The organism is Paraglaciecola sp. 25GB23A, assembly GCF_040012495.1.
In the GTDB taxonomy this organism is placed as follows: domain Bacteria; phylum Pseudomonadota; class Gammaproteobacteria; order Enterobacterales; family Alteromonadaceae; genus Paraglaciecola.
In genome coordinates, this window is sequence record NZ_JBDYKM010000009.1 from 26606 (window position 1) to 42438 (window position 15833).

Below are 15833 nucleotides of genomic sequence, written 5' to 3' on the forward strand. Positions count from 1 at the left end.
CCTTTAGGGACGAACAACTCCGTTGTGGCCATGCCGGTTACCGGGAACTCCTACATGGGGGGCATATTACACAGGATGTTTAACGAACTGGGTTGGATGTGTATTTGCAATTCTTTGGCTTGGGCATTTTCACCGTCTATGACGTAGTGAAGGGGGCTGTCGGCGCGGATTTTTATTTTTCTGGCCTTGGTGTATTCGACATTTTGCGACTTGAAGTCTTGCATTAAGCCGCTTATGGCTAATTCTGTCATGGTGACTAGTTGGTCGTTGGCGCTTTCTTGTTTGGGCATCCACGTGATGTCGAGTAAGCCGTCTTGGTAGTCTGGGTTGCCTCCGCCTTGTGCTAATACGGTGGCAAAAGGGGCGGCGTTGGCGACAATAAAACTGCTTGCGTCGATCGTTATTTCGTCTTTGTCATCAAAGGTAACGTGCAATTGTTGACTCTCATTTAACTGCACCGCGTCCCACAGCGCTTTGACATAGGCTAATTGACCACCTTCATTTTTTTGTGTGCGGTCGGCATTTTTAATCATTTTTTGTTCAAAACCCAGACCTATAACCAATAGCACTAGATTTTCATTACACATAGCGGTATCAATAGTTTGTATTTGGCGTTCGATAATATGTTCACAGGCCGTTTCAATGGGAATGAGTTTGCTTTTAGCGCCAAATAGGACATGGGCTAAGGTATTGGCCGTGCCGAGGGGAATAATTCCCATAGTGCAATCGGTACCAACAATTTGTGCTGCGACTTCTGACAATGTGCCATCACCACCACAAGCAATTATAGTCTTAGCACCCTGTTTTAGCGCTTTTTTGGTTAAACTTGCTGCACTTATTTGCTCGGTAGTTTCAGCAATATGCAGTTGAAAATGAGCAGCTAAACTTTGCTCAATTTGGCTTTTGTATTCTTGCCATTTACCGCCGCCTGAAACAGGATTGGCAATAATCCACACTGGGCGACTTAACTTTAGAATGCCTGCGGCATGATATTTTTTTAGGGCCTTAAGCTGACTAGGATTTAAGGCGGCCGTTTGCCTAATATCATTAATGGCGCTTAACGCTTGCTCGACACTCCAATCTTGATTTTTTGCTAACAAATAGGCTGCCACTACCAGAACAGAACGCCCACGCCCTAGAGCACAGTGCACGGTGACTGCGCGCTGGGCAATAATTTGATTGTGGATCCAATGGATAGCGTGGACAAGTTCATCTTGTTGCGGGCTTTGATGATCGAGCACGGGCACATTGAGATAAGCGAGGTCTTGATTTTGTGCCGACCAATCTAAGCCACCAAATTCGGCGGTAACATCTAATATGGCTTTTACACCCCGACTTTGGAGGTCGAGCACATCATCTGAAAACAATCGACAAGCCAAAAACAGATTCTCTTCGACTTTCTGAATGGCCGGTACTCTATCGTTTTTTCTGGCCCACACATTGTAGAGCTGCACGCCGAATAAAAAGGGAACAAAAATCCATCGAATATACAGTGGGATCGAGCCATTTTGTTTTTTACGAAAAACATTTGGTTTTTGAAAAATATAGGCCGAACTGACCAAGGTCATCGACAACGCAACCCAGCCAAACAATAGTTTAGCGATTAAATAAGGACTTATGATGGCTAACAGCAATGCTAGTAAAGCACCTGCTATATAATATTTGATGATAAACATAATTCCGTCAGCTCTTGGCAAAATTCTACTGTTATTAACCCATAAAAAAGACCTGGCATAAACTGTTAATTAGCTCTATGTCAGGCCAAAGCTTACCAGCAGGGGTAAATCGTTTATTACATTGGCCTTAACTTTAACTAGCTTGCACACGCATTTCATGTTGATAGGCGTCTGCTAGATTGGTATTTTGCTTGGCGCTGAGAACTTTGCGCGCTTGTTGAAAAAACTCACGCTCTTCTTCAGCTAAATGATGCAGCACTTTGTGTTGGAGGTTTTTCATGTGTGCCATCCAGGCAGATGAGCTCATATCAGCTTGTTCTACCTTGTCGATCAATTCGTCGATTTCGTGATGCTCTGCTACGGCGTGGCGCGACGTTTCGATCGTGTCATCAAATTCCATCAAAGGTGCGTAAAAGTGGCGTTCTTCGGCTAATGCGTGATTAGCGAGCTCTGTTTTTAATTCAGCAAAGTAACTAACTCTACTTTGGCTGCTACCAGAGGTCTTTGTTAATATATTCATTAATAGACGTTGTTTTTCATGATCTTGGCGCAGTGCTTCAAAAATTTTCATATTGGCTCCTCAGTATTATTATAAGAATACTTTAGCGAAGACTGTGCCAATACCAAAAAACAGAATTAAGCCATTGTTTTTTATAAGTTAATTTTAGTAAAATTTAATTAACTGGGGGTTTTTAATAGATAGTTTGAGAAAAAGTTACACAGCAATTGAAACAATTACGGCCTAACTTGTGGTGAGATTTAGCGGCTTAAAGCCTTAAAATTTAATCTAACAGCGATTTTAAACTGGCTAAGTTGAGGGGCTTTAATAAGCTTTTGTGGATATTAACGGCAGCAAGTTGGGCAACATCGACTTGGGCTCCGCTGACTAAAACAAGCTCAATGTTAGGTTTTATGATGTGGATTTGTGCAGCAAGACTTAATCCATCAGTATCAGGTAGATTGAGGTCGAGTAATATAATGTCAAATGACGTATTTGATTGCAGGGCGGCCCAACATTCCCGACCGCTAAGGGCCAATTGCACCTTTGCGCCCAAACTTTCTAGCAGCAACTGACTCACTTGAGCAGCATCTGGGTCGTCTTCAACGATTAATATGCTTTGCTGCCGGGGCTTCTTGTGGGGCGGCGCTAGGTTGGTTTGTTTAGGTAAATAAACACTTAAACTTTGATATAAAGCCACTTTATTGATGGGTTTGTGCAGTACCTCAGAAAAACCAATTTCAATCAGAGACTGTTTCACCCCTTTTAATGCTGCTGCCGTTAGGGCGATAACCGGTGATAAAAAATCTGCTTGACGTATTTCTGTAATGGCTTGTCGACCACCCAGTACCGGCATATGAATGTCCATCAAAACTAAATCAAAAGGCGAGGAGTCTGCCAAGGACTGACTACACATTTCCACCGCCTGTAAGCCATTTTCAGCGGTCACCACCTCTAAACCAAAGCTTTGACAAATTTGTTGCACCAACTTGCGAATGTCAGGCGCATCATCCACCACCAGCACTTTACCGGTCAGTGGTACAAACACCTGATCAGCTTGGTTATCATCCATTTTTTTAAAACGTAACTTCGTGCGCGTGATAGCGCTGATATCTCCCGGATCAATGGAAAACTGAAAACGGGTGCCCTTGCCTAATTCTGACTCAACGCTTATTGTGCCGCCCATGCGTTTAACTAGTTCAGTGCAAATGGCGAGGCCTAGACCCGCACCACTTTCTTTGCGTGTGACAATATCTTCGATTTGTTCAAAGGGTTTAAATATGGATGACAGACGTTCGGCGGGTATGCCCATGCCGCTGTCGGCCACTTCAAAATGGAGTAACTCTTTGTTGTGCACAAATTGAGTCCACAACTGGATAGAAACTCGACCATGTTGAGTGAACTTAATTGCGTTATGGCTGAGATTAATCAGTATTTGTCGCAGACGTGTACCGTCGGCATAAATAGTAAGAGGCAAGGGGCTACGGGCCTTGATCTGTAAATTAAGGCCTTTATCGTGGGCGTTTATTTGTAGTAAAAAAAATACATCAGCAATAAAACTATCGAGCTCAATAGCGGCGGAATTTATTTCAAGTTTGTCGGCGGCGATTTTAGATAGGTCGAGCACATCATTCAGCAGGCTCAATAAATGTTTGCCATTACTTAAAATAATATTCAGCTCTGAGCGTGATTGAGCTGACTTATCACTGTTTAACAATAGCTCTGCATAACCCAAAATAGAGGTGAGAGGAGTACGTAATTCGTGACTCAAGTGGGCTAAAAATCGATCTTTTGAGCGGTTTTGGGTTTCCGCTTTTAGTCGCTCTAAGCGTTCTGTTGTGACTTCGTTACGGGCCAATGCATAGCGAATAGCACGGGCAAATCGCGGTGTAGTAATTTCTTCTTTATTTAAATAATCTACCGCTCCGGCGTCTTGTGCCAGCTTATCTAGGCTATCGTCAGTTTGCCCCGTGAGCATGATAATAGGCGTCATACAGCCGAGTAAGGCAGCTTGTTTCAAGACATCAAGACCACTTTGTCCACCCAGTTGGTAATCTAATAGACAAATGTCAAAGTCTTCTGCCATCAATTTTTCAAGGGCACTTTGGGGGTTAGTCACCCAGTGAATTTCAAAATGATAAGAGTCGAGTTGAGTCAAGGACTCACTGGTCAGAATGTAATCATCTTCATCATCTTCAACCAATAACAAGCGGGCTACTTTACTCATGGAATAACCTTAGACGTCATTTTCACTCGTTGTCAGTATTGGGTAGTTCAACAAACTCAACCCAGTAATTGCCTATGGCTCTCATTAGCTCAACCAAACCAGCAAAATCGACCGGTTTGGTAATGAAAGAGGCGGCCCCTAAGCCGTAGCCCTTGACCATATCTTCTTCTTGTTTGGAGGTGGTCAGAATGACTACCGGAATACTGCGTAATTCTGGATCTTGTTTTAATTGTTGCAGCGCCTCAAGTCCATCCATGCGTGGCATATTGAGATCCAGCAAAATAAGACCGGGCCACGGATAGCGCTCTTTATCAGTATACTGACCTTCTCTGCGCAAATATTGCAGCAAGGCGACGCCGTCTTCAACACAGAACATGCGATTAAGGACTTTGCTTTCTTTGAGTGCATCTTGAGTTAGCAAACGATCATCTGCGTCGTCGTCTGCCATTAAAATGGTAATACTGCGAGCTTTGCTAAAGTGCATTACGTTGGTCTCTATCTAAGGTTAATGGACTAAGTTGCTCGGGCAAGCGAATACTAAATTGAGCTCCTAGGCCTTCAGCACTTTGCGCACTTATTTGACCGTGATGACGTTCTACAATGCGACGACATACCGCTAAACCAATGCCGGTACCTTTATATTCATCACGAGAATGCAAACGCTGAAAGGGAGAAAAAATCTTATCTGCATATTCTTGGGCAAAGCCGATTCCGTTATCAGTGATGGTAATCAAGTGCCACTTTTCACTGATATGATGTTGCCCTGCAGTCGCATCAACAAGTTGATAACTAAAGCTAATTTGTACCGCACCACCCGCTTTTTTAAATTTAACGGCATTAGAAATTAAGTTGAGCAACAGTTGATACATTTGACTGGGATCGGCATCAATGATGGGCAGCGTGCACAGCGAAATTTGTGCGTCAGATTCTTTAATGGCAATTTCTAGATCATCAATGATGGTGGCCACTGTGTCATTCAGGTCAACTTTGACAAAGTCTTTACCCCGCGTATTAATACGGGAAAACTCTAATAGGTCGTTGATCAAATCAGACATACGTTCGGCCGCATTGTGCATGCGATTGATGTAGTCGTCGCCCTTTTCATCAAGCCTTTGTGCATAGTTTGAACGCAGACGGTCACCAAATGCACGGATTTTGCGCAGGGGTTCTTGTAAGTCGTGGGAAGCGACAAAGGCAAAGTCTTCTAACTCTCGATTACTGCGTTTAAGTTCTTCAGAGTATAATTTCAACTCAGTGGTGCGGGCCTGAACTTTATCCGCCAATACTTCATTTTGGTATTCGAGTCTTTCGCGGTTTTGCCGCTCAATGCGGATATTAATAATGGCTAAAAAGACCATGCCTACCAACAGTAATGAACTGGTGATGGCAGATATAATAAAGGTTACCCGCGCTTCACTCTGTGCACTGGCAAGATTAGCAAACAAGCTTAAGCTAAAAAGCTCCTCTGCTTTTTGTATGGCTGCGAATTGTTGATCAATGCTTTGATAAATGTTGTGACCGCGGCCGGTCAGCATTCGTTTAAGTGCCTGTTTTTCTTCATCATCGAGAGCTAAATCGACAGTAGCGGTCAAGTCTTGCATTTTTTCACGGGTGAGATTCAACAAGGTATCGATACGCGCCTTTTGCGCTGGCAATTCAGACTTGATACGGGCAACGGTGTCTAGTTGTTCAGACAAGTCATCTAGCGCTTCGGTATAGGGAGCGAGATACTGCACATCTTCAGTTAGCAGGTAACCCCGTTGTCCGGTTTCTGCTGATAAAATCAAAACATGTAAATTATTTAATGCATTAAGTACGTTACCAGCATTCAGTAAACTATTTTGAGTGGCAGATAATTTATTAATGATATTACTGGCTAAAACCGCATTACCGACGATCACACTGAAGGTGATCACTGAAATCAACACCCACGTTATAGTGGTATTTTCTAACCATTTAATCCGTTGCATTGCGCTTACGTTACCTTTTGGCTGACTTAATTACACACAGCTCAGTGTTTATTTTGTTTCAGCTATTTGTTGCAGATGCTGACTGCATACTTGGCAATCTTGAATAATTTTATCCAAGGCTGCTAAGGCTTTTTCTCGCGGCAGATCATTTTCGATAACTAACTTAACTAATTCAGCGTTCATGGATATTTTGTTTAATGGCCCACGCACATCATGAATTAACTGCTTTAAGTCGCTCTCTTGCTCAGCCATCAAACTCACCATAGGCGTGTAAACGGTTATACAAGGTTTTGGTACTAATACCGAGCATTTCAGCGGCCATTGTTTTGTTGCCATCGACCTTATCCAAAGTAGCGCTGATCAATAATCGCTCTACATCTTCAATGGTTTGTCCGGCTTTGATCCCCGCAGACTTCGACTCTTGACGAGCAAATGGCGACTCAAAACGTGCAGGTAATTCTACCTTTTTGCCCTGCATATCAGACATAATAAAAGCGCGGTGCACTGCATGGCGTAATTCACGCACATTGCCTGGCCACGAATATTCAGACAGCCTGATTAGCTGCTCTGGAGCCCAAGCTAAGTTAGCGTCATATTCTTCATTCAGCTCGCTTAAAAATACCTCTGCAAGCGAGGGAATATCTTCGCTACGCTCACGCAAGGGTGGGATTTCCATAGGAAAAACCGCTAATCTAAAATAAATATCTTCGCGCAATGCTTTACTCTGCGCCAAATCAGCTAGGTTACGATTGGTCGCTGATACAACGCGGCAATTAACATTAATTTCAGTAGTACCGCCGACCCGAACCACTTTCTTAGTTTCTAATACACGCAATAAAGACGCCTGCATGTCGAGTGGCATTTCAGTTATCTCGTCTAAAAACAAACTGCCATTTTCGGCTCGTTCAAACACACCTATTTTGCGCCCTACTGCACCAGTAAACGAACCTTTCTCGTGGCCAAATAACTCGCTACCGATTAATTCTTTGGTGATTGCGCCACAGTTTGTTGCCACTAAAGGCCCACTGACTTTACTCGCCTGGTGAATTGCTTTGGCCACCAGTTCTTTACCCACGCCACTTTCGCCCATCAACATCACATTAGCCGATGTATTGGCGACGCGTTCAATCATGCTGTACAAGGCCTGCATAGTCTTCGACTCACCAATTAAACAGCCAAAATGTAAGGTAGGCCCTTTGGTTACTGGGGGTTTCTTTTTCAATGATTTGCGTGACAACGCAGATTCTAAATCTTCGCGTTGCAAAGGTTTAAGTAGATAATCAACCTTAGGTCCGCAGAGTCCAGCCAACATGGTTTTGACCGATGGATGACCCGTGATCATTGTAATATAAGGTGTAGTATTGAGCTTTTTAATATGATCGATTAAATGTAAACCACTGCCGTCTGGCAACATAAAATCAAGAAAAATATGATCGAAAACAGTAAATTCGAGCACCTGATAAGCTTCAGCCAAATTTTGCACAGAGGTAACATCGTGCCCTAAAAACTCAATTATTTGACTGGCAACATCAGTAAAGTCCTTATCATCATCAACCAATAACACATTTAGCACACGGTCTCCCTACACATCTATTATTACGCAAAGTAGAAGATACCAAATTTCAAGCGAACTTGCCCAGTAATGATTACGTGATCGTTCAGTAAACCCCAAATAGAGGCAGGTCCCCCCCCTTGTAGGAGTTCCTTCAGGGACGAACAAAACAACAACAAATGATGATTTCACAAACAATGCCAATTCATCACCGGTGGTTGATTTTTCGCAGCTAAAGCAGCTCCTACAATAGCCCTCCTTGTAGGAGTTCCTTTAGGGACGAACAAAACAACAACAGATGATAATTTCACAAACAATACCAATTCATCAAACAGGTTGATTGTTCGCAGCTAATAACATCCGTTACGGCAACTCCTACAAAAGCCCTCCTTGTAGGAGTTCCCGGTAACCGGCATGGTTCAGGGACGAACCAATCAACATCAAATGATAATTTCACAAACAATGCCAATTCATCAAACAGGTTGATTGTTCGCAGCTAAAGCAGCTCCTACAAGAGCCACCCTAGTTCCAACGATTTATTACTTTTCCTCTGTGCGCTCTGTGGTATGAACTTTTTTGTCTTTATCTGTATTTCGTATATCTCGCATCTGCATTTTTTTCCCTTAGCGTGCCGTTTGGAAAGCGACAATGACGGGCACTCTTGCTGCGCGCCAGGCGGGGAAGAAGCCGCTGATAAAGCCGATAATGAGTGCCATGCTAATGCCTTTGATAAACAGATCTGGGCTTAGCTGGAAGCTAAATACCACTTGGGTAAAACTGCCGCCTAAAGTTGAAGCGCTGAGCCCGTCAAAAAAGATAAAAGCAGCCAGGGAGCCAACGATACTGCCTATGGCAGCCAAGGTCATGGCCTCGGCCATGGTGCCGATAAAGGCCGAGAAGTGGCTAAAACCGATGGCTCTTAAGGTGGCGATTTCCATTGCTCTGTCGGATACCGAGGTATACATGGTATTTAAAGCGCCAGCCAATGCGCCGAGAGCCATGATTGAGCTGATGACCCAACCAAACATAGCCATATAACCTAGGCTTTTTCCTTGCTCGGCAAAATAGCTTGATTCGGCTTGTACTTCATGGGTTAAACGCGGTTCATTTTTTAAGTATTCAGCGATGAGTGGCAAACTGTCGGGTGAAGTCATCCGGGCCCGAATGGACTGATAAGAACTACCTCGATTATACAAATTTTGAATAACCTTGGCATCGGCCCACAATTCACTTTCAAACACGTTACCCCCGGTAGAAAACACGCCAACGACTTTCCATTTGTATTTGCCAAAACGAATTTCTTGGCCTAATTCAAAGCCGTCAAACTCGCGTAAAATGCCCGCACCAACAATTAATTCGTCGGTACCTGGGTTAAACATACGCCCTGCGACTAAGGTGAAACCTTTGCGCATTGCAACGCCTCGTTGGTCAAGTCCTCTAAGGGGGATATTAGCTTCATTTTGAGTGGATTTTTTAACGCCATCAACGATGACATATAACTCAGGCGATACCATTGGCCCTTGCTCATCGCGAGCAATACCTGGGGCATTTTCAATTAAATTAACTTGCTCTCTTGATGCTGAGCTATTTAGTTCAGCCGCTGAGCCGGTACGCATGAAAAAGGCAATATCCTCTGAGCCGGCACTTTTCATGGTGGCATCAAAGCCTTTGGCCATGGCTAAAAAGGCTAAGAGTATGGCGACCACCACCGCACTGGCAAACACCATGGCCAACGACATCCATAAACGTCGGGGCAAACTTTGTATATTCATTTTTATAACGGCGGCACTTTGTGACATTAAGGTACTCATGTTTATCCCCTGCTAAATGCGGTAACAATATTTAAACGTAAGGCACTGATGGCAGGTGCAATACCGGTAATTAAACCCAGCACTAGCATATAAGCCAGCGCTTGTAACAATACGTCTGAGCCAAGTACTAAGTTAGGTAAAAAGCGCGCCATTTGTTCTGAAGCCCCTTTGATAATGATGAAAGCGCCACCGATACCTAAGAGGCCGCCTAAAAAGGCTAATAGACACGACTCAACCAGCACCATTTTAAAGATTCGGGACGATGCAAAACCTAGGGTTTTAAGCACAGCAATTTCATTAGTACGCTCTCGAATGGCCAGTACCATAGTATTGCCGACCACGATTAATATGGTAAAAAAGGCCATAAACACCACGCCAAAAATAATCAAACCAATATTACCAATTTGATCGATAAAGGCTTTGTTAAAGGCTTGTTCGGTGCTGGTATCGGTTTCGTTGTTGGAGTTGGCAAACTCGCTATCAATGACCTTGGCGACTTGCTCATTTAAGCTCGCATCCAGTGTGGTTAAAATGAGCCAGCCTATGCTGTCTCCGCCCCAAGATTGGGTCTCATTAAAATATTTGTAATGAATAAGAACATAGCTGGTATCAATTTTTTCTTCATTACCTTTGAAGATGCCATCAATTTCAAATTCCCAGGTTTGCCCTCCGGTTTTTTGTGAGAAGATATTAGATGAGAGCGGAATACGGTCACCCACCTTCCAGTTATTGGCGATGGCAATGCGCTCACCCACCAATATGCCTGTTTGATTTTTATACCAACGACTTAACTGTTCTGGCTCAACCACCAGCTCGGGATAAACGGTCATATAGCTTTGAGGATCAACCGCAAAACTGACAACCTGATTACGCGGTTCTTTATAATAACCGCCAAACCAATTGGCATGCGTCACATCTTTGACGCCTTCTATCGCTTTAACTTTATTGACATAAGCATAGGGCAAAGGATTGGTAAAACTGGTTTTATGCACGACCACCAAGCGATTATCTGCCGACATTTCAACGCCTGCATTGAGTGCACTGCGTAAAGACATGATCGCGCCAAAGATCAAAAAGGCGATAAAAATGGCAAAGGTGGTTAAAAACAAGCGCATTTTTTTGCGGGTGAGATTTTTATAGATCAGATAGAAATCTTTCATAGCAAGAGTTCCTCTGCTTTAACAAATTTACCTTTGTTCAGATGCACGGTATGGGTGGCAAATTTAGCGGCTGAGGGGTCATGAGTCACCATGACGATGGTTTTACCAAATTCTTTGTTCAGCAGTTGCAGCATCTCAAGAATTTCATCGGCGGTTTGACGGTCTAAATCGCCGGTGGGCTCATCACATAATAAAAACTTGGGATCAGATACGATCGCGCGCGCAATGGCGACCCTCTGCTGTTGACCACCGGACATTTCGCTTGGCATATGTTTGGCTCTGTCACTTAAACCAACGAGTTTAAGAGCTGTTTCTACTTGGGCTTTACGCTGACTGCTACTTAAATTAGTTAATAACAGGGGTAATTCAACATTTTTTGCCGCGTTTAACATGGGCATTAAATTATAAAATTGGAATATAAACCCGATGTTGTTAGCTCGCCATTTGGCCAGTTGGCTTTCACTCAAATTATCGATACGTTGACCGTCAAAGGTAATTTCACCGGTGGTCGGCTGGTCGACACCACCGAGCAGATTTAATAAGGTGGTTTTACCTGAACCTGATGGCCCCATAATGGCCATAAAATCACCTGTTTTAATGTGCATATTTAAGTCTTCAAATATGCTTATGGTCTCTTTTCCTTTGGTGAACCGCTTAGCTACATTGTTCAGTTCAAATAGATTTTCGCTTGTCATCATCATTTCCTTGTTGAGGCGTCGTTGCACGCCGTTATTCTTTTAAAAACCCGACTTTGACGCCCATGTCGGGCAGAATACGGGGATCGCTTGACTCAATTTTTATTCTTACTTGTACAGTTGCTTTAGCTCGGTCTGCAGTGGGTATAGTGGCAATCACTGAGGCCGGTATAAGCCAATCGGGATAGGCATCTAAGGTTGCTTCTACTTTTTGTCCGGGATACACCCGGCCAATAAATGCTTCATTTACATCCACTTCAATTTCTAAAGAACTCATATCAACAATGGTGCAAATACCGGTGCGGGTAAATCCGCCGCCCGCTGAAGACGGTGCGACGATCTCGCCGGGTTGGGCATTTTTCTGCGTTACCACCCCACTAAAAGGAGCTCGAATAGTGTGGTCATCTAAACGCTCTTGTTGACGACGTACTTCGATTTTGGCTAATAGCAGATCAGCATCAGCGCTTTCTAAATTGGCGAGTAAACTTTGTTGTGTGGCAAAAGCGCGAGTGCGCTCGGCATCACTTGAATAGGTATTTTTTAGTACACGTTGATAAGCCGATTTTGCTTCATCTAAATTGGCTATAGTGCTTTTGCGCCTTGCCTCTAATACAGCAATTTGCGCGACTGCATAATCAAAATTCACCTGAGCAATGGCGTCATCTAAACGAGCCAGTATTTGACCTTGTTCAACATTCATGCCCTCTTCAACGTTGACCTCTGTGATCAAACCCATGACTTCAGATGAAACAGTCGCCATGCGTCTGGCGGTAATATAACCGGAGGAATTCAGGATACTTTTGTTTTCAAGTACTTTAGCAGGCTGGTTGGCTTGCTCAACATTTGCGGGGTTTTGATTGACAGAAGTCGATGCGACGACCCCGCTACTAGCGGTGACTGAATTGCTTGGTACCAAAAACTCCAGAGTTAACCAGATGGCTAAGGCTACACAAACAATCACTGCCAAAATTAGCTGCCAAATTTTAATACCAGTGGATTCTGGGGGTGAATTTCTATCAATTTTAAGCTGCTGCAATAACTCACTTTTGTCGTTCACAATGATCCCTTAGATGACGGTTTTTTGCCTAAATTTTACACATCCTAATCATGGCACAAAAGAACGATGAACAAATAGGTCAAAAGTCACAACTTTGTTATGACAATTGTCACAATAAGCAAAATAGCGGAGATAAGATTTTAGGTAGTAGTTATTAGATTGGAGATGCCCCCCTTGTAGGAGTTCCCGGTAACCGGTGTTGCCCCAACGGAGTTGTTTAGGGACGAACCAAACAACCGAAAATGTCGATTTTTTCGCAGCTAATAACATCCGTTACGGAGCAGCTCCTACAACAGATCTCCCCCCTTGTAGGAGTTCCTTCAGGGACGAACCAATCAACAACAAATTTTGATTTAACAACCAATGCCAATTCATCAAAGAGGTTGATTTTTCGCAGCTAAAGCAGCTCCTACAACAGATCTCTCCCCTTGTAGGAGTTCCTTCAGGGACGAACCAATCAACAACAAATGTTGATTTAACAACCAATGCCAATTCATCAACAAGGTTGATTTTTCGCAGCTGAAGCAGCTCCTACAACCCCCCTCCCTTGTAGGAGTTCCTTCAGGGACGAACAAATCAACATCAAATGTTGATATGCTGGGAATGTGTATTTATCAACTTTTAATAAAAAAAAACCGCGTTGCCGGTGGGCGAACGCGGTGAAAACACACATTTAGGATTGGAGAATTTACGCAGCTTTGTTTTGTTTACCTGGTACCGTTTGGCGAATGAGGTAATCAAATGCGCCTAGCGCGGCATTGGCACCATCGCCCATGGCGATGATGATTTGTTTATAGGGAGATGTGGTCACATCACCTGCGGCAAATACACCGGGAATAGAGGTTTCGCCTTTATTGTTTACCACCACTTCACCCCTTGGGGTTAATTCTATATCGCCTTTTAACCATTCTGAGTTGGGCACTAAACCAATTTGTACAAAGATACCGGCTATCTCAACTTTTTTAGTACTGCCATCGGTTCTGTCGGTATAACTTAAGCTGTTTACCCGCTCACCATCACCATGCACTTCTGTGGTTTGTGCATTTAAGATAACGCTGATGTTACCCATAGAGATGGCTTTATCTTGTAATACTTTGTCGGCGCGTAATTTACTGTCAAATTCTAATACCGTGACATGTTCAACGATATTGGCTAAATCAATCGCAGCTTCGATACCTGAATTACCTCCGCCAATAACGGCGACCCGTTTGCCTTTAAACAGTGGGCCATCACAATGTGGGCAATAAGCGACGCCTTTACTGCGATATTCTTTTTCTCCCGGTACATTCATTTCACGCCATCTGGCGCCAGTAGCAAGGATAACCGCTTGACTGCTTAAGGTGGCGCCATTGGCTAATTCAACATGAATGACGTTACCTAACTCACTGGTCACACGGCTTAATTTAACCGCTTGATTATCCGCCATGATGTCAACCGGATAGTCGCGTACATGTTCTTCTAAACCTGAAACTAATTTTGGACCTTCGGTAGCTTTGACAGAAATAAAGTTTTCAATGCCTACCGTTTCTGCCACTTGGCCACCAAACTTGTCAGCCACAATACCTGTGCGCAGGCCTTTGCGTGCGGTATAAATTGCTGCAGCAGCACCTGCTGGCCCGCCACCAATTATCAGCATCTCAAAGGGGGCTTTTTGTTGTAGTTGTGCCGCTTGTTTTTTGCCGGCACTTGGGTCGATTTTTTTCAATACCTGCTCAATGGTCACACCGCCTTGACTGAAGGCCTCGCCATTAAGGAAAACACTGGGCACAGCCATAATGTTGCGTTTGGTCACTTCGTCTTGAAACAAGCTACCGTCTATCATGGTGTGTTGAATATTAGGATTAAGTGCGGCCATCATGTTGAGGGCTTGCACTACACCAGGACAGGTTTGACAACTGAGCGAAACAAAGGTCTCAAACTCAAATGTTCCTTCCAGACCTTGAATAAATTCAATTTGCTCTGGTAATAATTTTAATGGATGGCCACCACTGTGCAGCAGCGCTAGCACTAGAGAAGTAAATTCGTGTCCTAGCGGAACCCCAGCAAAGGTTATGCTGGTATTTTTGCTTGGAGATACCACTTGCATTGAAGGCACGCGTACGCTGCTATCTTGTTGTTGAACAACCTTAACTAAATCAGAAAGCTGCGCAATTTCATTAGCCAATTCACTGATTTCATTTGATTTCTTTGGATGCGCCGTGGCATCAAGGGCAATATGTAATTGCACTTCTGTTTTTAAATTCTGTAAATAGGCTTTGAGTTGCGTACTTAATTTAGCATCTAACACCTTGGATCTCCTTTGCTTAGGTTTGCTGTCAATCTAAGTGCGAACCCGATGACTCAAGCGCCATCGAATTCGACTTGAGGCTAGCGGTTTAGATTTTACCGACTAGATCTAGTGACGGTGCTAATGTGGCTTCACCTGGCTGCCATTTAGCTGGACATACTTCACCATCGTGGCTCGCTACGTATTGAGCAGCTTGCACTTTACGCAATAACTCAGAAGCAGAGCGACCAATGCCTAAGTCATGAATTTCAGCGATTTTGATTACGCCTTCAGGATTGATAACGAAAGTTCCACGCAACGCTAAACCATCTTCTTCAATCATTACACCAAAGTTGCGAGTAATTTTACCAGTTGGATCGCCAATCATTGGAAACGTGATCTTACCAATAGTCTCAGAGGTGTCGTGCCACGCTTTGTGAGTAAAGTGAGTATCAGTAGACACTGAATAAACCTCAACGCCCATCTCTTGCAATTTAGCGTAATAATCAGCCAAGTCGCCTAACTCTGTGGGGCAAACAAAGGTAAAGTCGGCAGGATAAAACATGAAAATAGCCCACTTGCCTAATACATCTTTTTCAGTGACTTCAACAAACTCACCGTTTTTAAAGGCAGTCGCTTTGAAAGGTAATATGCTGGTATTGATAATGGTTTGATACATGATAATTCCTTGTTGAAAAGTGTGTTTGGAGTAAATCTCAGACAGGATAGTAAGTGTTAGTGCCACACTATTAAAATTGATGTAATAGATTGATTTAATCGATTTATTGAATGAGACATTAAAGGCAAATTTAGCCCTTATTAAACACGCCTGTTGCCAAACAAATCCCAATGTTATGTACCTCGCCGGACTACAGTGTCATTTTAACCAAGCAAGTGGTTAAATTAGCCAAATTTTAGCC

General features: G+C 43.5%; 13 protein-coding genes. All 13 read right to left on the reverse strand.

Annotated elements, in window-relative coordinates:
- Positions 1 to 50: 50 nt before the first annotated feature.
- The 13 genes from ABKW31_RS13445 to ahpC all read right to left on the reverse strand — a co-directional run bounded on the left by ABKW31_RS13445 (position 51) and on the right by ahpC (position 15592).
- On the reverse strand, positions 51 to 1676 hold the full coding sequence (locus ABKW31_RS13445; protein WP_348617059.1) for a diacylglycerol kinase family protein: 1626 nt from the start codon (positions 1674 to 1676) through the stop codon (positions 51 to 53).
- A 133-nt stretch (positions 1677 to 1809) separates the two neighbouring features.
- Complete coding sequence (locus ABKW31_RS13450) at positions 1810 to 2247, reverse strand: hemerythrin domain-containing protein (RefSeq protein WP_348617060.1); 438 nt, start codon at positions 2245 to 2247, stop codon at positions 1810 to 1812.
- 211 nt (positions 2248 to 2458) lie between these two features.
- Positions 2459 to 4402 (reverse strand): response regulator, encoded by a 1944-nt coding sequence (locus tag ABKW31_RS13455; RefSeq protein WP_348617061.1) that lies wholly within the window; start codon positions 4400 to 4402, stop codon positions 2459 to 2461.
- Between the two features lie 22 nt (positions 4403 to 4424).
- Positions 4425 to 4886, reverse strand: coding sequence for a response regulator (locus ABKW31_RS13460; RefSeq protein ID WP_348617062.1), 462 nt, complete (start codon positions 4884 to 4886; stop codon positions 4425 to 4427).
- Complete coding sequence (locus ABKW31_RS13465; protein WP_348617063.1) at positions 4876 to 6372, reverse strand: ATP-binding protein; 1497 nt, start codon at positions 6370 to 6372, stop codon at positions 4876 to 4878. The genes ABKW31_RS13460 and ABKW31_RS13465 overlap by 11 nt, the downstream gene beginning before the upstream one ends.
- Positions 6373 to 6420: 48 nt before the next feature.
- Complete coding sequence (locus tag ABKW31_RS13470; RefSeq protein WP_348617064.1) at positions 6421 to 6624, reverse strand: histidine kinase; 204 nt, start codon at positions 6622 to 6624, stop codon at positions 6421 to 6423.
- Complete coding sequence (locus ABKW31_RS13475; protein WP_348617065.1) at positions 6617 to 7945, reverse strand: sigma-54 dependent transcriptional regulator; 1329 nt, start codon at positions 7943 to 7945, stop codon at positions 6617 to 6619. The genes ABKW31_RS13470 and ABKW31_RS13475 overlap by 8 nt, the downstream gene beginning before the upstream one ends.
- A gap of 602 nt (positions 7946 to 8547) precedes the next feature.
- Positions 8548 to 9735 (reverse strand): ABC transporter permease, encoded by a 1188-nt coding sequence (locus ABKW31_RS13480; protein ID WP_348617066.1) that lies wholly within the window; start codon positions 9733 to 9735, stop codon positions 8548 to 8550.
- Positions 9736 to 9737: 2 nt separating this feature from the next.
- Positions 9738 to 10895, reverse strand: coding sequence for an FtsX-like permease family protein (locus ABKW31_RS13485; RefSeq protein WP_348617067.1), 1158 nt, complete (start codon positions 10893 to 10895; stop codon positions 9738 to 9740).
- Positions 10892 to 11620 (reverse strand): ABC transporter ATP-binding protein, encoded by a 729-nt coding sequence (locus tag ABKW31_RS13490; protein ID WP_348617068.1) that lies wholly within the window; start codon positions 11618 to 11620, stop codon positions 10892 to 10894. The genes ABKW31_RS13485 and ABKW31_RS13490 overlap by 4 nt, the downstream gene beginning before the upstream one ends.
- A 4-nt stretch (positions 11621 to 11624) precedes the next feature.
- Positions 11625 to 12647, reverse strand: coding sequence for an efflux RND transporter periplasmic adaptor subunit (locus tag ABKW31_RS13495; RefSeq protein ID WP_348617069.1), 1023 nt, complete (start codon positions 12645 to 12647; stop codon positions 11625 to 11627).
- Between the two features lie 688 nt (positions 12648 to 13335).
- Positions 13336 to 14934 carry an alkyl hydroperoxide reductase subunit F gene (gene ahpF / locus ABKW31_RS13500; RefSeq protein WP_348617070.1) on the reverse strand — a complete coding sequence of 533 codons (1599 nt, stop codon included), beginning with the start codon at positions 14932 to 14934 and terminating at the stop codon, positions 13336 to 13338.
- Between the two features lie 88 nt (positions 14935 to 15022).
- Complete coding sequence (ahpC, locus tag ABKW31_RS13505) at positions 15023 to 15592, reverse strand: alkyl hydroperoxide reductase subunit C (RefSeq protein WP_348617071.1); 570 nt, start codon at positions 15590 to 15592, stop codon at positions 15023 to 15025.
- Between the last annotated feature and the right edge of the window lie 241 nt (positions 15593 to 15833).

Excerpts from the sequence above, each read along its gene's own strand:
- ahpC (WP_348617071.1), bottom strand. The coding sequence starts at position 15,592 with ATGTATCAAACCATTATCAATACCAGCATATTACCTTTCAAAGCGACT.
- ABKW31_RS13480 (WP_348617066.1), bottom strand. The coding sequence starts at position 9,735 with ATGAGTACCTTAATGTCACAAAGTGCCGCCGTTATAAAAATGAATATA.
- ABKW31_RS13450 (WP_348617060.1), bottom strand. The coding sequence starts at position 2,247 with ATGAAAATTTTTGAAGCACTGCGCCAAGATCATGAAAAACAACGTCTA.
- ABKW31_RS13485 (WP_348617067.1), bottom strand. The coding sequence starts at position 10,895 with ATGAAAGATTTCTATCTGATCTATAAAAATCTCACCCGCAAAAAAATG.
- ABKW31_RS13455 (WP_348617061.1), bottom strand. The coding sequence starts at position 4,402 with ATGAGTAAAGTAGCCCGCTTGTTATTGGTTGAAGATGATGAAGATGAT.
- ABKW31_RS13465 (WP_348617063.1), bottom strand. The coding sequence starts at position 6,372 with ATGCAACGGATTAAATGGTTAGAAAATACCACTATAACGTGGGTGTTG.
- ABKW31_RS13470 (WP_348617064.1), bottom strand. The coding sequence starts at position 6,624 with ATGGCTGAGCAAGAGAGCGACTTAAAGCAGTTAATTCATGATGTGCGT.
- ABKW31_RS13460 (WP_348617062.1), bottom strand. The coding sequence starts at position 4,886 with ATGCACTTTAGCAAAGCTCGCAGTATTACCATTTTAATGGCAGACGAC.
- ABKW31_RS13445 (WP_348617059.1), bottom strand. The coding sequence starts at position 1,676 with ATGTTTATCATCAAATATTATATAGCAGGTGCTTTACTAGCATTGCTG.